General features: G+C 48.8%; 20 protein-coding genes. 5 read left to right on the top strand and 15 right to left on the bottom strand.

Annotated features, from left to right (window positions below; all coding sequences use genetic code 11):
* Positions 1-13 precede the first annotated feature (13 nt).
* On the bottom strand, positions 14-1,150 hold the full coding sequence (locus tag IQ217_RS10705) for a hybrid sensor histidine kinase/response regulator (RefSeq protein ID WP_194019928.1): 1,137 nt from the start codon (positions 1,148-1,150) through the stop codon (positions 14-16).
* A 95-nt stretch (positions 1,151-1,245) separates the two neighbouring features.
* Positions 1,246-3,231, bottom strand: a complete 1,986-nt coding sequence (locus IQ217_RS10700) for a response regulator (RefSeq protein ID WP_194019927.1) — start codon at positions 3,229-3,231, stop codon at positions 1,246-1,248.
* 154 nt (positions 3,232-3,385) lie between these two features.
* On the opposite strand from IQ217_RS10700, the gene atpD reads away from it, so the two are divergent.
* The 4 genes from atpD (at position 3,386) to IQ217_RS10680 (ending at position 8,311) form a co-directional block, all read left to right on the top strand.
* Complete coding sequence (gene atpD / locus IQ217_RS10695; RefSeq protein WP_194019926.1) at positions 3,386-4,837, top strand: F0F1 ATP synthase subunit beta; 1,452 nt, start codon at positions 3,386-3,388, stop codon at positions 4,835-4,837.
* Between the two features lie 148 nt (positions 4,838-4,985).
* Entirely contained in the window at positions 4,986-5,396 is a 411-nt protein-coding gene (atpC, locus tag IQ217_RS10690) for an ATP synthase F1 subunit epsilon (protein ID WP_190596739.1), read from the top strand.
* Positions 5,397-5,595: 199 nt separating this feature from the next.
* Complete coding sequence (locus IQ217_RS10685) at positions 5,596-7,113, top strand: M16 family metallopeptidase (protein WP_228016614.1); 1,518 nt, start codon at positions 5,596-5,598, stop codon at positions 7,111-7,113.
* Positions 7,088-8,311: a beta-ketoacyl-ACP synthase gene (locus IQ217_RS10680; protein ID WP_228016615.1), complete on the top strand. Its 1,224-nt coding sequence runs from the start codon at positions 7,088-7,090 to the stop codon at positions 8,309-8,311. Before IQ217_RS10685 ends, IQ217_RS10680 begins: the two co-directional genes overlap by 26 nt.
* Positions 8,312-8,544: 233 nt before the next feature.
* On the opposite strand, the gene IQ217_RS10675 is transcribed toward IQ217_RS10680, so the two are convergent.
* The 9 genes from IQ217_RS10675 to IQ217_RS10635 form a co-directional block, all read right to left on the bottom strand.
* Entirely contained in the window at positions 8,545-9,969 is a 1,425-nt protein-coding gene (locus tag IQ217_RS10675; protein WP_194019925.1) for a Ni/Fe hydrogenase subunit alpha, read from the bottom strand.
* Between the two features lie 50 nt (positions 9,970-10,019).
* Positions 10,020-10,448 (bottom strand): type II toxin-antitoxin system VapC family toxin, encoded by a 429-nt coding sequence (locus IQ217_RS10670; protein ID WP_194019924.1) that lies wholly within the window; start codon positions 10,446-10,448, stop codon positions 10,020-10,022.
* Positions 10,449-10,480: 32 nt separating this feature from the next.
* Entirely contained in the window at positions 10,481-10,741 is a 261-nt protein-coding gene (locus IQ217_RS10665) for a hypothetical protein (protein WP_194019923.1), read from the bottom strand.
* 50 nt (positions 10,742-10,791) lie between these two features.
* Entirely contained in the window at positions 10,792-11,340 is a 549-nt protein-coding gene (locus tag IQ217_RS10660) for an NADH-quinone oxidoreductase subunit B family protein (protein WP_194019922.1), read from the bottom strand.
* A gap of 47 nt (positions 11,341-11,387) precedes the next feature.
* Positions 11,388-12,104, bottom strand: coding sequence for a bidirectional hydrogenase complex protein HoxU (gene hoxU / locus IQ217_RS10655; protein WP_194019921.1), 717 nt, complete (start codon positions 12,102-12,104; stop codon positions 11,388-11,390).
* A gap of 26 nt (positions 12,105-12,130) precedes the next feature.
* Positions 12,131-12,769 carry a Uma2 family endonuclease gene (locus tag IQ217_RS10650; RefSeq protein WP_194019920.1) on the bottom strand — a complete coding sequence of 213 codons (639 nt, stop codon included), beginning with the start codon at positions 12,767-12,769 and terminating at the stop codon, positions 12,131-12,133.
* Positions 12,770-12,809: 40 nt separating this feature from the next.
* Positions 12,810-14,411 (bottom strand): NuoF family protein, encoded by a 1,602-nt coding sequence (locus tag IQ217_RS10645; protein ID WP_194019919.1) that lies wholly within the window; start codon positions 14,409-14,411, stop codon positions 12,810-12,812.
* A gap of 198 nt (positions 14,412-14,609) precedes the next feature.
* Positions 14,610-15,137 (bottom strand): bidirectional hydrogenase complex protein HoxE, encoded by a 528-nt coding sequence (gene hoxE, locus IQ217_RS10640; RefSeq protein ID WP_194019918.1) that lies wholly within the window; start codon positions 15,135-15,137, stop codon positions 14,610-14,612.
* Positions 15,138-15,961: 824 nt separating this feature from the next.
* Positions 15,962-16,636 (bottom strand): hypothetical protein, encoded by a 675-nt coding sequence (locus IQ217_RS10635; protein WP_190596756.1) that lies wholly within the window; start codon positions 16,634-16,636, stop codon positions 15,962-15,964.
* A 397-nt stretch (positions 16,637-17,033) separates the two neighbouring features.
* Between IQ217_RS10635 and hypD the strand changes: the two genes are divergently transcribed.
* Entirely contained in the window at positions 17,034-18,158 is a 1,125-nt protein-coding gene (gene hypD, locus IQ217_RS10630; RefSeq protein ID WP_194019917.1) for a hydrogenase formation protein HypD, read from the top strand.
* A 16-nt stretch (positions 18,159-18,174) separates the two neighbouring features.
* On the opposite strand, the gene rfbD is transcribed toward hypD, so the two are convergent.
* The 4 genes from rfbD to IQ217_RS10610 all read right to left on the bottom strand — a co-directional run bounded on the left by rfbD (position 18,175) and on the right by IQ217_RS10610 (position 22,120).
* Positions 18,175-19,053 carry a dTDP-4-dehydrorhamnose reductase gene (rfbD, locus tag IQ217_RS10625; RefSeq protein WP_338116540.1) on the bottom strand — a complete coding sequence of 293 codons (879 nt, stop codon included), beginning with the start codon at positions 19,051-19,053 and terminating at the stop codon, positions 18,175-18,177.
* A gap of 8 nt (positions 19,054-19,061) precedes the next feature.
* Positions 19,062-19,730, bottom strand: a complete 669-nt coding sequence (msrA, locus tag IQ217_RS10620; RefSeq protein ID WP_194019946.1) for a peptide-methionine (S)-S-oxide reductase MsrA — start codon at positions 19,728-19,730, stop codon at positions 19,062-19,064.
* A gap of 104 nt (positions 19,731-19,834) precedes the next feature.
* Positions 19,835-21,310, bottom strand: coding sequence for a glycogen synthase GlgA (glgA, locus tag IQ217_RS10615; RefSeq protein WP_194019915.1), 1,476 nt, complete (start codon positions 21,308-21,310; stop codon positions 19,835-19,837).
* 216 nt (positions 21,311-21,526) lie between these two features.
* Positions 21,527-22,120, bottom strand: a complete 594-nt coding sequence (locus IQ217_RS10610) for a TetR/AcrR family transcriptional regulator (RefSeq protein ID WP_194019914.1) — start codon at positions 22,118-22,120, stop codon at positions 21,527-21,529.
* Positions 22,121-22,153 lie beyond the last annotated feature (33 nt).

The following is a 22,153-nucleotide window of genomic DNA, read 5'->3' as shown; positions in this document are numbered from 1 at the left end:
AGATGCCAAAATTTTAAGCGGGAACTTTTTCCAAGGGGAGGGTAAAGTAAATTTCTGCCCCTTTACTAACGGCGGTATTGAGGCCAATTTTGCCACCATGGGCTTCGACAATTAGTTTACAAACGTATAGGCCTAAACCTAGCCCGAGGGGATTATTATCCCGATCGCCGCGTTGATAGCGTTCAAAAACTCGGTCAGCGATGGCCAGGTCCACACCTACTCCATTATCTGTGACTCGACAGGTTAGGGTTTGGTCTAGGGCCGTAACTGTGATGGTAATGTTCAAAGGTTGGGAGCGGGGTAAAGGATTGTATTTAAGGCTATTGGCCAACAAATTTTCCAACACCCGCCAGATGAAATTGGCATCCCCCATGAATAAGGGCAAATTTTCCCCCAGATTCAAACTAAGGGTTACTTCCTGCTCCCCTAGTCCCAACGACCACTCCTGGGCAAAATCCCTCACTAGGGTGCTCAGATCAAGGCGTCGTAATACCAAAGGAACCCCCTGCTGTTCCCAATGTTGGCTTTCCACCAGGGAATTGATCAAGGCTAATTGACGTTCACAACTGCGGGCCATCTGCTCCAGGGTTTGGCGGGGTAGGGAAAGTTCCGTTTGGTTTGGATCGGCCCGTTTAAGATAATTGTTGAGCACCATGGACAGCCCCAACACAGGATTGCGGAGATCGTGGGACACCACCCGCAGGGAAACTTCCAGGGATTGTTCCGCCCGCTTTCGTTCTTGAATTTCTGCCCGCAGTTGATGTTTTTGTTGTAGCAGGAGCAGTTGATGCTCAATGCGGGCCAGCACTTCCTCCATTTGAAACGGCTTGGTGATGTAGTCCGCTCCCCCCAGGTTAAAAGCTTTGACTTTATCAAGTACGTTATCTAGGGCACTGATGAAAATAATGGGGATTTCCTGGGTATCGGGATTGGACTTTAACTGGGCACACATTTCATAGCCATTCATGATGGGCATATTAACGTCTAGTAAAATCAAATCCGGCGGGGATTGCTCAATACTTTTGAGGGCAAAATTGGCATCCAATGCTTTGCGGATTCGGTAACCATGGGCAGACAAAAGATTAGCCAGTAGCCGTACATTGTCCGGGGTGTCATCGACAATAAAAAGGGTTTTACAGTCCTGGCCCATGGCGATCGCCTGCGGGAATTGATGGAGGGGAAAGAAAAGTTAAAGTTGAGACGAATTTTAAGCACCTGTTGTCACAGTTGGGAATATCAATTGGGTTACCCCACTGGGGTCATCTCCCCAAGACTGGATTCAATCGTCAGGAAAATCTGTTCAAAGCGGTATTCCCTAGCCCAGGTGGCCAATAGGTGAGCCAGGGATGGTGACAAAGTCGGCAGGGACTCAACCAGGGCAATCAGTTCATCGTCATTGCATTCTAGGGCCATTTTCGTCATCTGTTGTCGCCAGGATAGGGGGGTCTGAGCCAATTGTTCTAATAGGGACGGAGCTGTGATGACAGGAAAGGGTCGGAGAGGGGAAGCCTGTGGTTGAACCTGGGAAGGTAAAGATACGGCCAGGTGTTTGGCTAGGAGGGCGATCAATTCTTCGGGGCGGAAAGGCTTGCGTAAAAAATCGTCACAGCCAGAGGCCAGGATTTCCGTCCGTTCTTCTTCAAAGGCACTGGCGGTGAGGGCAACGACGACCGTATGTTGCCCTTGGGGGCTAGCTTTAATTTTTTCGGTCGCACTCCGACCATCCAACACCGGCATTTGCATATCCATTAAAATCACCTGGGGCTGCCAACTCTCCCACAGGGCGATCGCCATTTCTCCGTTTTCTGCCTCTTGGACAACAAAGCCTAGGCTGGTGAGCAATTGGCACAGCAATAGCCGACTTTCCGGGCGATCATCCACCACGAGAATTTTTTGATTGTACTGGTCTAGAGAAGGGAGAATTGCCGCCGAGATTTCCGGAGTCGGATTGGGGGCCGCCATCACCTGCACTGGAATGGCAAAAAAGAAAGTACTGCCTTGATTGACCTTACTCCTAACTTGAATTTGTCCCCCCATCAACTGCACAAATTTTTGGCTGATGGGTAGCCCTAAACCGTTACCTTGGCAAGACTTCAGCCCCGTTTCTGTCTGGGCAAAGGGCACAAACAGTTGATCCATTTCATGGGAAGCAATGCCCGCCCCCGTATCCGATACCAAAAAATGAAGCCAGATGGATGCTTCCTCACCCCCGTTGGTCTGGGGAGTAGGGGGGGTCAGGCATTTAACCTTCAGGGTGACACCGCCCTGGGCCGTAAACTTAATGGCATTGGCCAACAAGTTAATCAATACCTGCCGCAACTTGCCCCCATCGGTTTTAATCCATTGGGGCACCTCTGGCGATCGTTCCACCTGGAGGAGTAATTGTTTTTCCTGGGCTCGCAGTTGAAAAAGGGCCTGTAAATTGTCCAATAAACGATGGCAATCAATGGTTTTTTCGTTGAGGGTGGTGCGGCCTGCCTCAATTTTGGACATTTCCAGAATGTCGTTAATCAGCTCTAGTAAATGCTCGCCGCTCCGATTGATGATATCCAGGGTGGGACGGTGGGGGGCCAAACTGGGATCCCGATGTAACAGTTGGCTAAAACCAATGATGGCATTGAGGGGAGTACGCAATTCATGGCTAATGCTGGCCAAAAATTCCGTTTTAGCCCGATTGGCCGCATCCGCCGCTTCCTTTGCTTGGGTCAGGGTTGTTTCTGCTTGGTGCCGGGCCTGGGCGATCGCCAAAAATTGCCCCACCAGCTTGGCCAAGTTTAATTCCTCCGGGTTCCAGCCGTAGTTGCCATGGAGATGAACCAGGCTAATGTAGCCCAACACTTGGGCATCCTTAACCATGGGCACTACCAAGATAGATTTCACCAGATCAAACTGCAGGGAGGCCTTATCCATCTCAGCCTCCGGCGGCATTTGCTCCACATCCCTCACCAAAACACCGTCACTGTCCTGCAAATTAGCCCAGATCCAGGGATAGGTGGCCACCGGCACCCCTTGAAAAGTTGATAACCGAGGAGCAGTACCCACCGCACACCATTCTTCCGCCATATGTAAACAGTCCTTGGCCGGATCATGGTAAATCACATGGACCCGCTGACAACCAAACAACAGCCCCAGTTGCTCCATGGCAAAATGGACTGCCGTGGCCCAGTCCTTTTCCAGCAAAGTTCTCGCAATCGCCCTCAGACAATCTTCCCGTTCCAACTTTTGCTCCAAAACCTCCCCCCGGCGATCGCCTATCAGCCTAGGATTTGCACCATCCCACCAGTTGGGGACAGCCCCAAAGTGATACCCTTAAAGATGGCAAATTTGACCAAAACTAAACAGTAATCCTGTAGTCTAACTATAAACAAATTCCTAGACAATCAGCATGGTAGCCGTAAAAGAAGCAACTAACGTTGGCAAAATTACCCAGGTCATCGGGCCTGTAATTGACGCCCAGTTCCCCAGTGGTAAATTGCCCCGTATTTATAATGCCCTTAAAGTCCAAGGCAGAAACTCTGCTGGTAACGAAGTAGCTGTTACCTGTGAAGTGCAGCAGCTTCTCGGCGACAACCAGGTCCGCGCCGTAGCCATGAGCACCACCGATGGCCTCGTCCGGGGTATGGACGTGGTGGACACCGGGGCCCCCATCAGCGTTCCCGTGGGAATCGGCACCCTCGGTCGTATTTTCAATGTTCTCGGTGAGCCCGTGGACAACAAAGGCCCAGTGCCCAGTGGAGAAACCTTCCCGATCCACCGCCCCGCCCCCAAACTGGTGGACCTAGAAACCAAGCCCCAAGTATTTGAAACCGGCATTAAAGTAATTGACCTGCTTACCCCCTACCGTCAGGGTGGCAAAATCGGTCTATTCGGTGGTGCCGGTGTGGGCAAAACCGTAATCATGATGGAATTGATCAACAACATCGCCATCCAACACGGGGGAGTATCCGTATTTGGTGGTGTGGGGGAACGGACCCGGGAAGGGAATGACCTCTACAACGAGATGATCGAGTCTAACGTCATCAACGCCGACAAACCGGAAGAGTCTAAAATCGCTCTGGTGTACGGTCAGATGAACGAACCCCCCGGGGCTCGGATGCGGGTTGGTTTAACTGCTTTGACCATGGCGGAATATTTCCGGGATGTGAACAAACAAGACGTATTGCTCTTCATCGACAACATTTTCCGGTTCGTACAAGCTGGCTCGGAAGTATCGGCTCTGTTGGGTCGGATGCCTTCTGCCGTAGGTTATCAGCCTACCCTCGGTACGGACGTAGGGGATTTGCAAGAGCGCATCACCTCCACCAAGGAAGGTTCCATCACCTCTATCCAAGCGGTGTATGTACCGGCGGACGACTTAACTGACCCCGCTCCCGCCACCACCTTTGCCCACCTGGATGGTACCACCGTACTTTCTCGTGGTTTAGCCGCTAAAGGTATTTACCCCGCCGTGGATCCCTTGGATTCCACCAGCACCATGCTCCAGCCCTCCATCGTTGGGCAAGAGCACTACAACACCGCTCGGGAAGTGCAATCTACCCTGCAACGCTACAAAGAATTGCAGGATATCATTGCCATTCTTGGTTTGGATGAATTGTCCGAGGAAGACCGTTTGACGGTGGACCGGGCTCGGAAAATCGAGCGTTTCCTTTCCCAACCCTTCTTTGTGGCAGAGGTGTTCACCGGTGCCCCCGGCAAGTACGTGTCCCTAGCCGACACCATCAAAGGCTTCAAAGCTATTCTGGCCGGCGAATTGGATGATTTACCAGAGCAGGCTTTCTACTTGGTGGGAGACATCGAGGAAGCTAAGGCTAAAGGAGCTAAGCTCAAAGAGGGCTAAGAGCTGATTTGTCTGGGGTCTAAGTTGGGAGAATTAGGGGGAATAGGAATGGTTTTCTAGGATGACCATTGCTTTATTCCCCCTGCTTTCCTGGTCGACGATCGCCAGTTGTTTGCATAGAAACGCTATCAAAGGGAAATTCCTAAAAATGACGTTAACAGTACGGGTAATCACACCGGATAAGGTGGTTTGGGATGAAGAAGTACAGGAACTGATTTTGCCCAGCACCACCGGCCAACTGGGTATCCTCAGTAATCACGCTCCCCTACTCACCGCTTTGGAAATTGGGGTCATGCGGGTGCGCCCTGGTAAGGACTGGAAAAATATTGCAGTCATGGGGGGCTTTGCTGAGGTAGAAAATAACGAAGTGAAAGTATTGGTCAATGGTGCCGAGTTGGGCACAGAGATCAATGCTGAATCGGCCCGCCAAGCCTACACCGAAGCCCAAGGTGCTTTGGAAGAAGCAAACCGGGGGGAAGATAAACCCAACCAACTGAAAGCTTCTAACAATTACAAAAAAGCTCGGGCTCGCCTACAAGCAGCCGGTGGCGCTGTCTAGTTGGGACGGTTGTCATTGGTCAGCACAATGGCCCAGCCCAGCTTGGCTAGTCAAAGTCTTCCCAGTGTTGAAGCACTGTTAGCATTGGGGAGGCTTTTGCCTTGGCACTAGTCACCGTTTTTGCTTCCGCCCCAGCCCCACGACAGATTTAACCGATAAACAATGGGGACTGTGGATACTAGATCGCCTTGTTTGCCCTATGAAAAATCCTTGGAAAACTCCCAAAACAGTGGTCTCTAGCCCCAATGCCTGGCAACGGTTCGTCCTGGTGGCCACCCTGGTAATGGCGATCGTCGTTTTTAGTAATCTTTCCCTAGCCCCGGCCATAGCGAGGGACCTGGGAGCCCAGCCCAAAACCCATGACCAATTGACGTTCCCCCCCCTGCCGGAAATCAATCTGCCGGACTACGAACGTTACACTCTGCCCAACGGTTTGGTGGTCTATCTAATGCCTGACCGGAGACTGCCCCTGGTATCAGGGTCAGTAGTAATGCGGGCAGGAGCCCGTTGGGAACCAGCGGATCAAGTGGGGTTAGCCCAGTTGACGGGCGCTACTATGCGGTTGGGGGGCACAGAGCAGTATTCCCCCGCCCAACTGAACAATTTATTGGAGCAAAAGGCCGCCGCCATTGAAACCAGCATTGGCACCGCCTCTGGTTCCGCTAGTTTTTCTTCCCTTGGTAAGGACTTTGACTTGGTGTTTGACCTCTTTGCCCAAGTACTCCAAACCCCAGCCTTTGACGAAGCCCAAATTGCCTTGGCCAAAAACCAACTGCGGGGAGGCATTGCCCGTCGCAACGACGACCCTGGGGATATTGCCAGCCGGGAATTTAGCAAAATGCTCTATGGCTCCACCAGTCCCTACGCCCGCACGGTGGAGTACCAAACCTTAGCCAATATTGACCGCCAGGATATTGTTGATTTTCATCAACGCTACGTCCGTCCCGACCAGATGATTCTAGGTATTGTGGGAGACTTCGACGGGGAAACCATCAAGCAAACCATTGCGGAAAAATTTGGTAATTGGCAAGTGCCGGGAACGGCTCCCCAGTTAACTCCCCCCAGTGCTAGCCAGGTTAATGACAGTGAAGTTTTTTTGGTTAATTTGCCCCACGTTACCCAGAGCAATGTGCTTTTGGGGCAAATTGGCGGCATGGTGGACAGCCCTGATTACGCCGCCCTGTCGGTGATGAATGGGGTCCTGGGGGGCTTTGCAGGCAGGTTATTTAACAATATCCGCTCTACCCAGGGCTTAGCCTATAGTGTTTCCGGTAGTTGGCAGGCCCGCTATGACTATCCCGGTTATTTCTTAGCTGGGGGCCCTACCCGCACAGAAACCACAGTGCAGTTTCTCCAATCTCTGTTACAAGAGTTTGAAAAGTTACGCATCACCGAAGTAAGCCCGGAAGAATTGGCCTATGCCAAGGACTCAATTTTGAATTCCTTTGTCTTTAACTTTGAAAGACCGGGGCAAACCCTTTCCCGGTTGATGACCTACGAGTATTACGGTTATCCAGAGGATTTTATTTTCACCTACCAACAGGCGGTGATGGACACCACGGTGGCAGACGTGCAACGGGTAGCGGCCAAGTATCTCCGCCCCGAACAGATGATTGCGGTCATTGTGGGCCAAGGCGATCGCCTGAAGGATGAATTAGAAGCCCTAGACCGGCGGGTGGAAATGTTGGAAATTGCCATTCCCGAAGCTAACAGTTAATCGGGCCATGGATGGGCAGGGGAAGCAGAAAACGGTTCCAATAGATGCTCTAGCCACAGGAGTGGTGGTTACGGGTCTGGCCCTCGACACTGTCCTGGGAGATCAATTACAAACCTGGGAGAAGTTGTTACAGGGACAAACGGCCATCAAGCCCAAGCAACCCTTCACTAACTTGCCACCGTTACCTTTGGCACTGCGAGGAGATTATCCCCGTTCCCTAGGGCAGTTGGTGCCGCCATTAGTCCAGGCTGCCCTTGACGATGCCCTACTTGATCCCGCGGAAGAACCCTGGGGCGTGGCGATCGGTTCTAGTCGAGCCAGCCAGGGCCATTGGGAAGATTGGGTTGGCAGTAATACTAAGCCCCCGGTGGCGCCTAACTTTGGGCCGGTAGATTGGTGGCAGACCTTACCCGATCAGGCCGCCCGTCTCGCCGCCCAACTTCTACCAGAGGTAACGGTGATGCAATGTCCCATGGCGGCCTGTGCCACCGGATTATGGGCGATCGCCCAGGGGGTGGAGTTAATTAGAACAGGTCATTGCCAACGGGTTTTGGCCGGAGCAGTGGAAGCCCCCATTACACCGCTCACATTGGCCGGTTTTAGTAAAATGGCGACGCTAGCAACCGATGGTTGCTACCCCTTCGATCGCCAGCGCCAGGGTCTAGTGTTAGGGGAAGGGGGGGCATTATTGGTGTTGGAAAGCCGAGCCTTGGCCGAAAAGAGAAAGGCCAGAATTTACGGTGAAATTTTAGGTTGGGGTTTTAGTTGTGATGCTCTCCATCGCAGTACCCCCGCCTTTGATAATCGCAGTGCCCAAAAAGCAGTTAAACATTGCTTAACCCGTAGTGGCTTAATTCCAGTACAGATTAGTCTTATCCATCCCCACGGCACCGGCACCCTTTTTAATGATCAGCGGGAAGCGGCCTTAATTCAAACCATGTTCGCACCAAATACACCAATCACCTCCACCAAAGGGGCCACCGGCCATACCCTGGGGGCTTCCGGGGCGATCGCCGTGGCCTTAACATTACTGAGCCTGCACCAGCAAAAATTGCCTCCCTGTGTCGGCTTAAGGGAACCGGAATTTCCCCTCAATTTCACCTCCATTAACCCCTTGGCCCATGGGCGCTTAGCCTACGGCCTATGTCTCAGCTTTGGCTTTGGGGGACAAAACGGGGCGATCGCCGTGGGGGCATAGTCTTATCAATAAAATGAACCGGACGTCAAGTCTCGTTGACAAAAATTAACATTATGTTTACTATAAAGAACATAAGGCTATGGAAACCCGACAGAATTCCTTTGCAAGAACTATTAAGGGCACGGGTTCTAGGGGTTTCGGTACCTTCCATTGACATTGAGTTCTCCTAGATATGCCCTCGGTTATACCGGGGTATTTTTTTGTCTAATTACGCCTGCTTTTTGTCCTGGCGACTAGTCCCGCCGAATGGATTGAATTACTTCCCCCTGGGTGTTCACTAAATCAATCATCAATGGCATTTGCCCCGCCGCGTGGGTGGAACAACTAAGACAGGGATCATAGCAACGAATACCTGCCTCTACCCGGTTTAAAAAGCCTTCCTGCACATCATGATTGCGAATGTAATACTTGGCAATTTGAGCCACGGTTTTATTCATGGCCAAGTTATTATTACCCGTGGCGATGATCAGATTAACTTTCTCAATCAGACCATTTTGATCCACTTTGTAATGGTGAAATAGGGTTCCCCTGGGTGCTTCACTTACCCCCACTGCTTCGGTACAGTTAATTTCCGCCCTGGCTCGACAGTTTTTGGACAAAATATCTGGATCATCCATCAACAATTCGATGGCTTCTAAACAGGCGAGGATTTCCACCAAACGGGCGTAGTGATAAAAGAAGGAAGACGTGGCTACGCCTCCAGCCCGTTGACGATATTCCTCTAATTCTCGGTCTGCTTCCGGGGTGCCAATATGATGACAAACATTAAGGCGGGCTAAGGGGCCAACCCGATAAATACCGTCCGGGTAACCTAGGGGCTTATAGTAAGGAAATTTTAAATAGGACCATTTTTCCACCGACTCACCAATGAAATCAGCGTAATTATCTTCACTGAGATTATCGGCCACAATATTGCCTTCACTGTCGGTAAACCGCAAATGGCCACCATAATGTTCCCATTCCCCATGGGTTCCCACTAGTCCCATAAATAAAGAGGGAAACCGACCAAATTCTGCCACCTCAGTTTGGAAGCGGTCTAGGAGATTTTTAAACAAATTTAGAGCGACGTAAATGGTCTCTTTTGCTTCTGGTAAACGGTCCACAATCCACTGCCTTCCTTCTGCGGACAAGGGCGATCGTACTCCCCCAGGCACAGACCAAGCGGAGTGGATTTTTTTGGCTCCTAAAAGTTCAATCACCGTCTGGCCAAATTGTCGTAAACGGATGCCGGCCCTAGCTAAATCGGGATCAGCGGCGATTAAGCCAAACACATTCCGGGTAGCGGGGTCACTGTCCCAACCAAGCAGAAAATCAGGACTGCTGAGATGGAAAAAACTAAGGGCATGGGATTGGGTAATTTGCCCCAAATTCATTAACCGTCGTAGTTTTTCGCCAGCCGGAGGGATCTGCACCGCCAGTAACTTGTCCCCGGTTTTAGCCGCACAAAGGAGATGGCTCACAGGGCAAATGCCACAAATGCGGGCGGTAATACCGGCCATTTCCCACATGGGGCGGCCTTCACAGAATTTCTCAAAGCCCCGATACTCCACCACATGGAAGCGGACATCATCGACGTTGCCTTGGTCATTGAGAAAAATAGAGATTTTAGCGTGGCCTTCAATGCGGGTAACGGGATCAATAACAATAGTTTTAGACATGATAGTAAGTCAATTAATGTAATTTTTTTTGATATGATAACTGAACAAAATTAACTGCTATTGGTGGCAACTAATTTTATTCTAGGAAAATTTTGTTGTACGGAATTGAACATTTTTTTGTCACAAGTATAAAAATCTATCTGCATTTTTTCTGCTAAAGCTAAATAATGGGCATCGTAGGCGGCCGGCAATTGAAATCTTTCGGCGATCGTCAAAGCATCTTGGTGCAACTGGTCATACTCATAGATCTTGATGTTCAGTTTAAAAACAAGATTAAGTTTTTCTTGAGCGGAATCAATTTGCTTAAATCTCTGGAGACGGTGTAGGACATTACTGGCTTCGTAATAAATTAATTTAGGGGCGATAATAGTGTTGTTTTTTGTTTGCCACTCCCTCCACAACAACTGAGCTTTGTTAGAACTATCTTCCTTGGTAAGCAAAAGAATTAAAAAACTGTTATCGATACAGATATTTACCATTGAATTTAAACTAGTTTAATTATTAAACCTAATCAAGATTGCCAAGTTTCTAGCAGCTGTTGGTCTCTTTCTTCTCGCATTTGATGAATGATTTCTGTAATAGAAAGCTCAATTTTTTTTCCTTGACGTACAGATAGATCTTTTTGTTTGCTAGCTTCAATCTCTTCTAATACTTCTTCCCAGTTATCTTTTTTTTCTTCTATTTGTTCCAATTGACTCTTCAATAATTTTTGTTCCTCCAGGGAAAGACTCTGAATTATCTGAACCAAGGATTCTACCAATTGAATATTCATTGTTCAATCTCCTAAATACTGATTTTGCAAACCGTGGGGAAAACTTAATTTTAGCCAAACTTAATCATTGCCCGTCCCTCCATCAGGGGATGTTCTCCATTTAATAGCGGCTCCAATGTTGCTCGAATGCGGTGGGCGTCGGGGGGACAACCGGGCATAAAAATATCCACTGGAATTACTTGGTGTAAGGGGACAACTTTGTCTAATAAGGGCGGGACAATGCCTGGTTCATCGGGTAGTTGGGGAGTGCCGTCCCCCAGTTCAATATAGGCTCGACGCAGAACCGGATCACTGCCTTTAAGCATATTGCGCATACCGGGGACATTGGCCGTAACGGCACAGTCGCCAAAGGAAATTACTACTTTTGTTTTTTTCCTTAACTCCAGGGCCAATTCTAAATTTTCTTCGTTGGCGATCGCCCCTTCCACTAGGCAAACATCAACGTTGTCGGGATATTCTTTCAAGTCACAACCAACGGGGCTGAAAACTACATCCACTTTTTGGGCCAACTCGATTAACCATTCATCCATATCCAGAAAGGACATATGACAACCGGAACAACCGGCGAGCCAAACGGTAGCAAAACGAATTTTAGACATATTTTTAGGGTTTATCTAGGTTACTTTCAGAGTAAAAGTTATGGAAATTATCGAGTCCATTGTTGATCTTTACGGGCCGTAGCTAAAAATTCCACCTTATGGCGATCACCAATTTTTTCAGCGGTGGTTTCTCCCTTATGGAAAATAGAACCAGTGGGGCAGGCATCGACACATTTGCCACAGGAAGTGCAAGCATCCACCGTTCCCCAGGGTTGGCTCAGACCAGAAACAATTTTGCATTCGGCCCCGCGATAGGCCACATCCCAGACATGGGCCCCTTCAATTTCATCGCAAACTCGCACACAACGGGTACAGAGAATGCAACGGTTATGGTCAATACCAAATAAAGGATGGGATAAATCCACTTCCCGCTTGGGAAATTGATATTTAAAACGGCTATGGTCCATGCCCACCGTAATAGCCATATCTTGCAATTCACAATTGCCGTTAGCAACACAAATGGCACAGACATGGTTACCTTCGGAAAAGAGTAATTCCACCGTCATGCGTCGGTAATCTTGCAGCTTTTCTGTGTTGGTATGCACCACCATTTCTTCACTGACCGCCGTCACACAGGCAGGCATCAGTTTATTAGTCCCCTCCACTTCCACCATACACAAACGACAAGCGGCGGCTTCAGAAAGGCCTTCTAAATGGCAGAGGGTGGGAATAGGAACTCCTGCTTCTTTGGCAGCCTGGAGCACCGTAGCCCCCTCCTCAATGGCGATCGCCTTATTATCAATGGTTAAGGTAACAACAGACATTGGCAAAAAACTCCTCTGAAAATAAATTAACTAAACTGTTGAAGTAGCCAACGCATCACTTCGCTATGGTTAGTTTGACGTGATTTTTGTAACCCTTCTTCTAAAATAGCCAGTTTTAAGCCAGGAAGAACTAGAGATTCTCTAATTTGGTAGCTCCCTTGATTTTTCATTTTAAACCCCAGAATTTTAGTGACTTTCACATCCACAATCCAATATTCTTTAACGCCTAAATCTTCATAAAGTAGTCGTTTTTTTCCTTGATCATCAGCTAAGGAAGTATTGGCAATTTCAATGACCAAATCGGGGGGAGGATAATCATTTAAATTGACAATACCCGTTCCATAGGGAATAGCCATAGCATTATCCCCCACATGGCAAGAAATATCAGGTTGTACTTCCCATTGACCAGGTTGACGGTAACTACAGGTATCACGGATTGTTACTGGAATATTTCTTAAGGCAACATAGAGACCAAGAGCACCATTCACAAGGCCATGGTCTCCAGCATGATCCCTGCTAACAGGGGACATTTCTATTCTTAGATGATCTTGATAGTAATAAAATTTACCCTTTTCATAATCAGGGTTTTCAGCAGCTTGGATAAATTCTTCCCAAGAGGTCTTGATCCAAGTATCACTTTTGATGGGCACAGTTAAAACAGTCATGGCGTTTCAGGAGAATTAATTTGACATACAAACCATCAAACTAGACTTTAAGCAAAGCTTCATACTCATGTTTAAAATAGCGCAAGGTACTAATTACTGGGTTGGGAGCACTCATTCCTAACCCACAGAGGCTAGTCTCTTTCACCATGTAGCAAAGATTTTCCAATTTAACTAAGTCTGTCTGGGTGGCTTCCCCTTCTAAAAAGCGGGTTAAAAGGTCATAAAGTTGCACTGTTCCGGCTCGACAGGGAATACACTTGCCGCAGGATTCCGATTTGCAAAAATCCATATAAAACTGGGCCACGTCCACCATATTGGTGGTTTCGTCCATAACAATCATGCCCCCCGACCCCATCATGGTCCCCAAGGCTAATAGGGTGTCATATTCGATGGGTGTATCCAATTTATCGGCGGGGATACAGCCTCCGGAAGGCCCCCCAGTTTGCACAGCTTTGACTTGGCCGCCATCGGGTACGCCGCCCCCCATTTCTTCCACCACTTGCCGCACTGTTGTGCCCATGGGAACTTCAATCAAACCGGCATTTTCCACTTTCCCCGTCAAAGCAAAGACCTTAGTGCCCTTACTTTTTTCAGTGCCAATGGCCCCATACCAGTCGCCCCCTTCCCGAATAATGGGTACGACGTTAGCGTAGGTTTCGACGTTGTTAATTAGGGTGGGACTTGCCCATAAACCCGATTGGGCTGGATAGGGTGGTCGCGGTCGGGGCGTGCCTCGTTTCCCTTCCACTGAGGCAATGAGAGCTGTTTCTTCCCCACAGACAAAGGCGCCGGCCCCCACCCGGATTTCCACTTTGAAATCAATGGGAGAATCAAAAATTTGGGTACCCATTAAGCCGTAGCGTTTGGCCTGTTGGATAGCTTTTTGTAGTCTTTGGATGGCCAGGGGATATTCCGCCCGTACATAGATGTAGCCATGGTTGGCCCCCACAGCATAGGCGGCGATCGCCATTCCTTCTAGGATGCGATGGGGATCACTTTCCAAAACACTGCGGTCCATGAAAGCACCGGGATCACCTTCGTCAGCATTGCAGATAACATATTTCTGCTGACCGGGCATTTTGGCCACTGTGGCCCATTTCAAGCCGGTGGGATAGCCGCCCCCACCCCGACCCCGCAGACCACTTTTTTGCACTTCCGTGATCACTTTCTCTGGAGTCATTTCATAGATGGCTTTATAAAGCTGTTCGTAGCCCCCCAGGGCAATGTATTCATCGATGGACTCGGGATCAATCTGGCCGGAATTTTCTAGGACAATATTCCGTTGCAGAGCGTAGAAGGGATGGTGCGGGTCGCCACTGATTAAGCCGGTTTCCGGAATCGCATCGGGTTCTTGCAATTTTTTGACAATATCCCCCACCTGTTCTGGGGTGACAAATTCGTAGAGTTGGTTCCGGTCATCCACCGCTACTAGGGGCCCCCGACCACAGAACTTCATACAGCCCACCCCACAGACTTCCACCTTGTCCCCTAAGCCCGCTTCGGCGATCGCCGTGGTGAGATTTTTTTTCACCGCCTCCCCTTCAGAAGAAAGGCAACCGGCGGCACTACAACAGCGAACGCGAATTTTTGCCTGTTTCTCCCGGCTTTTGGCAGCAATTTCCCTTAATTCTTTGATATCCATAAAACCTTAAATCCTCGGTTGGTGGTGGAGCAATGGAATTTAACTAGAAAAGTGGAGTGAAATTTGATTAATCAATGGCCATGGATGGCAATGATAAAAAACAATTACTACTAAAAATCGCCAATTATTTAGACCTTTATCCAGCATTGATAACTTAAGTAGTAGCAACTACTGCATAAATCAATGCTTAAGCTTTAATTAAACTTCAGTGTTGCCTAACCAAGGTTGGATCGCCGTCAACACCCCATCATCAGTTTGCTTGCCCAAAACCTTGCCATCATAGACCACCGCTGGAGCAATGCCGCAGGCTCCAATGCAACGGGCCGTCACCAAGGACATTTGGCCATCTTCGGTGGTTTCTCCGGGCTGGAGATGGATTTCTCGATCCAGGGTTTTCAGCAAATCCCCCGCTCCTTTGACGTAACAAGCTGTTCCTAAACAAACCACACAGGTATGTTTGCCGCTGGGCTTAAGGGAGAATAAATGATAGAAAGTCGCCACCCCAAACACTCGGCTGAGGGGGAGTTTGAGCCCCCGGGCCACATAGAGTAGGACATCTTCCTCCAGATAGCCAAAAATCTCCTGGGCTTTGTGAAGAATTTCAATGAGGGCATCCTGATTAAATTGGTTGCGCTTCATGGTGGCATCCAACACCTTAAAACGCTTGTCTCCACTAGGATGGGCCGCAGATGGGGGCGTAGTTTGGCGATCGGTGGCAACGGTCATGGAAAAACCCTCAAAAAGGAGCAATACAGCCGATAAAAGATGGGGGAAAGCGTAAACCAGGAAATTTTGACTGCAAAAATTAACCTGATTGCCACCCTTGATTAGGGAAAAATTTTCGTTTCTCCACAATCTTGCCCACAATAACGAACTGAATCTTTATCTGGTTGTCTTCATTGTTACACCAACTTTTTAAAAAGCGAACAAATCTTTAGGTTTCTTCAATATCGATGGTTTAATATCGACAATTTAGACAACAAAAAAGTTGTTTTATGCGACAAAAATAGCTCAAATAAACTGCTGCAGCTTTTGTTAATATTTCGCAACAAAATTAATAGCCTTTGCTTTTTTTAAATGAATAAAGTTAAATATGGCTTGCCATTCTTGGTAGGATTTTGTACATTAAATACATGGAGCAGAAAGGCTTCACTGGCAGATACAAACAGCCACTTCCGTCCGAAAACCCTAGTTTAACAAGAGAGGTAAAACTGAGCTGTTTCTTTCTAAATCTGTCTCGTTTGTTTCTCATTTCATCGCTCAGATAGCGGACAACACCCAAACCGAAAACAGTCACAGCCCCAATTGCTAGCCATGGGAGATAGGCATTACCCTTGTAGTAGGTATTTGCAGCTCCAATCATGCTCGAAGAAAGGAGGGTTAGTAAGACTAGTTACTAGGTTCTGGGTGTTGTTTAATATTGGGATAATTTTTTCAATAGATAGTTAAAAACATAGTTTGCCCGGTGTGGTCAACCATGGGATGGTTAGATGGTTACAAGTCACTTAGATAAATTGTTAGCATTAACCGTCGGACCCATTAGTGAATAACTAACTGTCTAAGTGGTGGTGGTAGATGATTTTATGGGTAATTTGGCTGTGGCTATAGAAGGGTTTAGCCGTCTGCAAAATTTCTTTGACCCAGTTTAGGGTCATGATGGCGTCTAAATAATCTTGTCTACTATTCTTGGCGTCGGGATGGTCAAGGAAGCTAACTGCCAATTCCTGCATTAGCGCCCTAGCAGTGCCGCTACCATAGGAGCTTTCGTCCGATGATTGCTTATGAAAGTCCCAGTCAATAATCCAGGTAAGAATTTTTGCTTTGGCTTGGGTAACCCGATAACCTTTGATGCGATGGGTGTATGTAGTGATGTCAACGTTGCGCTTTTGGCGAATGTATCGGTCGGCTTTGCGGAGATGACCTTTACTTGCTTCTTGCAAAATTTCTTGGTCTAACATTTTATTGAATTCCCGCAGGTTATCCAGGGTGATAAGAATGGAACCAACGGAATTTTGATAGCGTACTTGATAGGCAGCAATGGTAAATTTATGGCTGGGGGGCAGTCGGTATAATTCCCCCTTTTGATCCAGGGATTTTTTGATCAAACTAACTTTTTCCGCCGATAAAGCTTCCGCTTTGGCTTGGCGATTGAGAATGGTATCTAACCCTTGCTGTACCAAAGACTCAACTTTTATGCTACTTAGTTTTGAAAGATCAAAATTCATTTTAACTATACTAACTGATGGATGGGATGAAAAGAGTGGTCAGCAGGGGGAAATTTTGACATGATATTTTTGTCGTAAAAAGATATTAAAGACTACATCAACTAACCCTTAAAATATTGTTTTTCTATTTCCACTTTAGCAATAAAATTCCCTACTTGTTGCCATTGCTTAGGACATAAAAAGCTGGGCAAGCGTGGGAGAAGTGCCATGATCATCTAAAAAATCAGCCTAAATACTCTTGCAAGCAGAAACTTACTGAATATCTGCTTCTTATTCAGGAGGACTAGGGAAAATTGACCATCGCTTGCAGACTTTTCCAGCACATTCCAACTTGACCAGAATTAACTATTACTGAAAATTTTCGTTAACCTTGGGATCAGTTCGCCAAATTTTAGCTATGAAATACGTTGATGAATATCGGGATGCCGAGGTGGTGGCCCATTACCGTCAGGCGATCGCCAGGGAGATCAGCCAACCTTGGACGCTGATGGAAATTTGTGGCGGCCAGACCCACAGCATTGTCAAATATGGTTTGGATACTTTGTTGCCGAGGGATTTGACTCTGATCCATGGCCCCGGCTGTCCTGTGTGCGTCACCCCGATGGAATTGATTGACCAGGCTTTATGGTTGGCCCGGCAACCAGAGATAATTTTTTGTTCCTTTGGGGATATGTTAAGGGTGCCCGGCAGTGGGGCGGATTTATTAACCGTTAAAGCCCAGGGCGGCGATGTCCGCATTGTCTATTCTCCCCTCGATTGTTTGGCGATCGCCAGGGAAAACCCTAATCGGGAAGTGGTGTTTTTTGGGGTAGGTTTTGAAACCACAGCCCCCGCCACCGCCATGACTCTCCACCAAGCTAGGGCCCAACAGGTGCGTAATTTTAGTTTGCTTTGCGCCCATGTGTTAGTGCCCCCGGCCATGGAAGCCTTATTAGGCAATCCCGATTCCCTCGTGCAGGGCTTTTTAGCAGCAGGCCATGTCTGTACAGTGACCGGGGAAAGGGCATATCAACGCATTGCGGCAAAATACCAAGTGCCTATAGTTATTACTGGCTTTGAACCGGTGGATATTATGCAGGGCATCCTTGCCTGTGTGCGCCAACTGGAGTCGGGACAATTCACTTGCGACAATCAATATCGGCGATCAGTCCAACCCCAGGGCAATGCCCATGCCCAGAAAATTATTGATCAAGTATTTGAACCAGTCGATCGCCATTGGCGGGGTTTAGGATTAATTCCTGCCAGCGGTTTGGGACTAAGGCCAGCATTTGCGCCTTGGGATGCCGGAATTAAATTTGCGTCCCTACTGCAAACCATGGCTCCAACGATGGGGGAAACGGTGTGTATTAGCGGAGAAATTTTACAGGGACAACGGAAACCCAGCGATTGTCCAGCCTTTGGTACGACCTGCACCCCAGAACAACCCCTGGGAGCCCCCATGGTTTCTTCGGAAGGGGCCTGTTCGGCCTATTACCGTTACCGTCAACAGGTACCGGAGTCCGTGGCAATGGGGGCAATGTAATGTAGTGGCCTTGTCATCAGAAAATGCCCTCGTTGATGCTTTGTTGCAGCATGGCCCGCAATGAAGCTCGCCAATGGGGAGGGGCTGAACCCAAAGTTTGTACTATTTTTTCATGGGATAGAACGGAGTAGGCTGGCCGTCGAGCCGGCGTGGGATAGGCCGCTGTAGTAATGGGCACCACCCGACGTACCTGAAGGGAAATGCCCAAATTTTCAACTTCCTCAAAAATCGCCACTGCAAAATCGTACCAACTAGCCACCCCACTATTGCTGTAGTGGTAAATGCCCTGGGCCCGTTGTTGAACCAAAGCGGCGATCGCCTGAGCCAGATCCTTGGCCCAGGTGGGACCACCAATTTGATCCGCCACCACCCGCACTTCTTGCCGCTCTTTGCCCAAACGCACCATGGTTTTGACAAAATTGCCGGAGCCTTTGGCTCCATAAACCCAGGCAGTGCGGACAATGAGAAATTTAGCGCCACTTTCTGCCACGGCCCTTTCTCCCTGGAGTTTGCTTTGGCCGTAAACCCCCAGGGGGTTGGTTTGATCAGTCTCTTGGTAAGGGGAACTCTGGCTACCATCAAACACATAGTCGGTGGAGATATGCACCACATAGGCGCCGATCTCCTTGGCCACGTTGGCGATCGCCTGGGGAGCAAGGGCGTTCACTGCGTAGGCTAATTCCGGCTCCGTTTCAGCCCTGTCCACGGCAGTATAGGCGGCGGAGTTGACAATGATATCGGGAGCGAAAGCACGAATTTTATCCCCCAGGGTGGCCGGTTGGGCCAAATCAAAAGTTGCCCTGGTGCCGGCTTGCACTTGCCCACAACGGGATAAAGCAAGGGCCAACTCCTGACCCACTTGCCCTGTGGCCCCCAATAAAAGGATTTTGTCCACCAACTTGACTAAGCTCCCAGGGAAACTTCTGTGCCGATGGGACAGGCTACATTAGTGCCCCCCAAACCGCAGTAACCATTGGGATTCTTAGCCAAATATTGTTGATGATAATCCTCGGCGTAGTAAAAATCCGGGGCCGGCAAAATTTCCGTGGTAATTTCCCCATAGCCCTCCTGTTGGAGAGCTTGCTGATAGGCTTGCTGCGATGCCAAAGCGGCCTGTTGTTGGGCTTCGGAATAGGTGTAAATGCCGGAGCGGTATTGGGTACCGACATCGTTGCCCTGGCGCATGCCCTGGGTGGGGTTATGGCTCTCCCAAAAGACTTTGAGTAATTCCTTGTAGCTCACCTGTTGGGGATCAAACACAACGAAAACCACCTCATTATGCCCAGTCATGCCCGTACAAACTTCTTGGTAGGTGGGATTGGGGGTGTACCCAGCCGCATAACCAACGGCGGTGCTGTAAACTCCCGGAATTTGCCAAAATTTGCGTTCCGCCCCCCAAAAACAGCCTAAACCGAACATAGCAGTTTCCATTCCTTCGGGAAAGGGTGCCTTGAGGCTATGGCCATTGACGAAATGCTTATCTGGCACCGGCATGGGGGCTGATCGCCCAGGGAGGGCTTCATTGGGGGCAACCATGGCCGTTTTTTTACCGAATAAATCGAAGAATCCCATAATCTTTAAGTTGTTGTTATTCATTAACGCTGAACGAAGCTATGGCCAACGGCTTTTGCTCCGCCTATGGACTAGTGTAACGAAACTGTTACAAGCCCGAAGGGTTAAGCCCGGATGTATTCGTAGGCTTCCACATACTGGAGGCCCGGTTTATTCCAAGAGTAGTCGTAGGCCATGCCCTGCAAGGCCAAGGTTTTAAAGGCCACGGGATCATCCTTATACAAGGCGATCGCCCGACCAAGGGCCGTTTCCAAGGCATACTGATCCGGTTGATAGAAAACAAAACCATTACGTTTTTCCGGGGGATGGTTTTGGTCATAATCCCGGTCAAACACGGTGTTCACCAAACCGCCCACTCCCCGCACCACCGGAATGGCCCCATAACGAAGCCCGATCATTTGGGTCAAACCACAGGGTTCATAGTTACTCGGCACCACAATGATGTCCGCCGCTCCGTAAATTAGGTGGGCCAACTCCTCATCAAAACCCAACTCCAGATGGACATTGGGATTATCGTTGAGATGTTGTTTTTCGTGCCAGAACCATTTGCTCAGATTCGGTTCGGTGGCGGAGCCGAGCAGTACAAATTGAGATTCCTGGTCAAGGGCGTAGTAGATGGAGTGGTGCACCAAATGGACACCTTTTTGCCCATCCAAGCGGCCAATAAAGCAGACCATTGGTTTGTTATCGTCCGCTTCCAGCATTAATCTTTCCCGTAAAGCTTGCTTATTTTTTGCTTTATCGCCAAAGGTTTTGGGACCGAAGTTGCTCGCCAAGAGGGGATCAATTTCTGGGTTCCAGACTTCGTAGTCCAAACCGTTCAAAATACCGCCAAATTTTTGCTGATTAAGTTCCAGGGTGTGGCCCAGGCCACAGGAGATATCGGAAAAGCGGGCCTCCCAAGCATGGTGAGGGGAAACGGTGTTGACATAGTTGGAATAGACGATGCCCCCCTTCATGAAGTTAATCGCATTGGGATTGAAATTATCCTGCAGGCGATCGTAGCTGAAATAATAACTGTCATTATTAAGCCCCGTGGCGTGGAGAATATTGGCTCCAGCAATGCCCTGGTGTTTGAAATTGTGGATGGTATAGCAAACCCGCTGATGATCCATGCCGTGGAAGCGATAAATTTCGTACAACAACACCGGTACTAGCCCCGTTTGCCAATCGTGGCAGTGGACAATGTCTGGGCGTTTGTTGCTACGTAGCAAAAACTCCATGGCCGCCTTGGAGAAAAAGGCAAAGCGCATATGGTCATCGAGGGCGCCGTAATAATGACCCCGGTTAAAAAAGTTATCAGAAGATTTGGGCTGAATGAAGAAGCAGAGTCTACCGTGGACCCAGCCACAGAAAACGTCACAAAAAATTGAGCTGCCATGCCAGGGCACCTCTAGGTTACGGTAGGCATCGTGTAAACCCCAGATATGGTCATAGCGCATGCAATCATACATGGGCAGGATGAGCTCGACGCAATGGCCCCGCAGTTCCAATTCACGGCTGAGCCCGTAGATAACATCCCCCAATCCTCCGGCCTTAATGACGGGGGCGCATTCTGAGGCAATTTGAACGATGTACATAGAGGCTCCTGATAACAGTTTTTACTCGACGGCGATCGAGTTGATTGTATTTTCCTATATTGCCCCTCTCTTGCAAGTACTGGAGGAGAATTCCCCTGGCTAAGGGCTGGGTTGAGTACCGGTTACATCTGGAAATTAATTCAGTCCAGCAATGGCTTCAGTCATTACTCATTTTTCACCATGGGCCTGGCTTTTTTTGAACCCAAGAATGAAAAACTAACTGCAATGATGATGCCGTAGCAGTAACGTTTCCACCAAGCATTGGGCGGTTGTAAGTCGTTCCGGATCATTAGACTGGGCCACCCAAGCGGCCAACTCATTCAACGAACCATTGACCAAGTGGGCGAAACCCTCAGCATCGACGGTGTTAAGTTGCCCCTCAGAGACGGCGGTCTGAATCGACTCGTGGAGTAAACCAAAGCCATATTGATCAATTTCGGTGAGGTCATCCGCTGCCAAAACGGCAGGAGCTTCCACAAATACCAAGCGCCGTAGTTCGTCCTGTTGAGCAACTTCAAGAAATGCCTGACAGCCAACGATTAACTGTTGCCAGTTATTGTCTAGGGGCCGAACTTTCATTTGGATGTAGTTGGTGATTTCGTCATAGGCTTCCACGATGACAGCTTTAAACAGCCCCAGCTTGTCGCCAAATTGATGGTATAGGGCTCCCCTGGTAATGGCTAGCTCACTAATGATTTCTTCGGTGCCCGTGGCGGTATATCCCTGGGTGGCAAACAGGTGACGGGCTCGATCAAGAATGGCGCGGCGAGTTCGTCGAGTTTGTTCCGCTTTGGTTAACTTAGCCGGCATGGGAATTAATTTAACATTCAGACAGTATGTATC

It is taken from the genome of Synechocystis salina LEGE 00031 (assembly GCF_015207985.1).
GTDB classification, from domain to species: Bacteria; Cyanobacteriota; Cyanobacteriia; order Cyanobacteriales; family Microcystaceae; genus Synechocystis; species Synechocystis salina.
This window is presented reverse-complemented; position numbering and strand designations above follow the sequence as displayed.

Coding starts and splice junctions, on each gene's coding strand:
- IQ217_RS10705 (WP_194019928.1), bottom strand. CDS start 1,150: ATGGGCCAGGACTGTAAAACCCTTTTTATTGTCGATGACACCCCGGAC.
- atpD (WP_194019926.1), top strand. CDS start 3,386: ATGGTAGCCGTAAAAGAAGCAACTAACGTTGGCAAAATTACCCAGGTC.
- atpC (WP_190596739.1), top strand. CDS start 4,986: ATGACGTTAACAGTACGGGTAATCACACCGGATAAGGTGGTTTGGGAT.
- IQ217_RS10685 (WP_228016614.1), top strand. CDS start 5,596: ATGAAAAATCCTTGGAAAACTCCCAAAACAGTGGTCTCTAGCCCCAAT.
- IQ217_RS10675 (WP_194019925.1), bottom strand. CDS start 9,969: ATGTCTAAAACTATTGTTATTGATCCCGTTACCCGCATTGAAGGCCAC.
- IQ217_RS10670 (WP_194019924.1), bottom strand. CDS start 10,448: ATGGTAAATATCTGTATCGATAACAGTTTTTTAATTCTTTTGCTTACC.
- IQ217_RS10665 (WP_194019923.1), bottom strand. CDS start 10,741: ATGAATATTCAATTGGTAGAATCCTTGGTTCAGATAATTCAGAGTCTT.
- IQ217_RS10660 (WP_194019922.1), bottom strand. CDS start 11,340: ATGTCTAAAATTCGTTTTGCTACCGTTTGGCTCGCCGGTTGTTCCGGT.
- hoxU (WP_194019921.1), bottom strand. CDS start 12,104: ATGTCTGTTGTTACCTTAACCATTGATAATAAGGCGATCGCCATTGAG.
- IQ217_RS10650 (WP_194019920.1), bottom strand. CDS start 12,769: ATGACTGTTTTAACTGTGCCCATCAAAAGTGATACTTGGATCAAGACC.
- IQ217_RS10645 (WP_194019919.1), bottom strand. CDS start 14,411: ATGGATATCAAAGAATTAAGGGAAATTGCTGCCAAAAGCCGGGAGAAA.
- hoxE (WP_194019918.1), bottom strand. CDS start 15,137: ATGACCGTTGCCACCGATCGCCAAACTACGCCCCCATCTGCGGCCCAT.
- IQ217_RS10635 (WP_190596756.1), bottom strand. CDS start 16,636: ATGAATTTTGATCTTTCAAAACTAAGTAGCATAAAAGTTGAGTCTTTG.
- hypD (WP_194019917.1), top strand. CDS start 17,034: ATGAAATACGTTGATGAATATCGGGATGCCGAGGTGGTGGCCCATTAC.
- msrA (WP_194019946.1), bottom strand. CDS start 19,730: ATGGGATTCTTCGATTTATTCGGTAAAAAAACGGCCATGGTTGCCCCC.
- glgA (WP_194019915.1), bottom strand. CDS start 21,310: ATGTACATCGTTCAAATTGCCTCAGAATGCGCCCCCGTCATTAAGGCC.
- IQ217_RS10610 (WP_194019914.1), bottom strand. CDS start 22,120: ATGCCGGCTAAGTTAACCAAAGCGGAACAAACTCGACGAACTCGCCGC.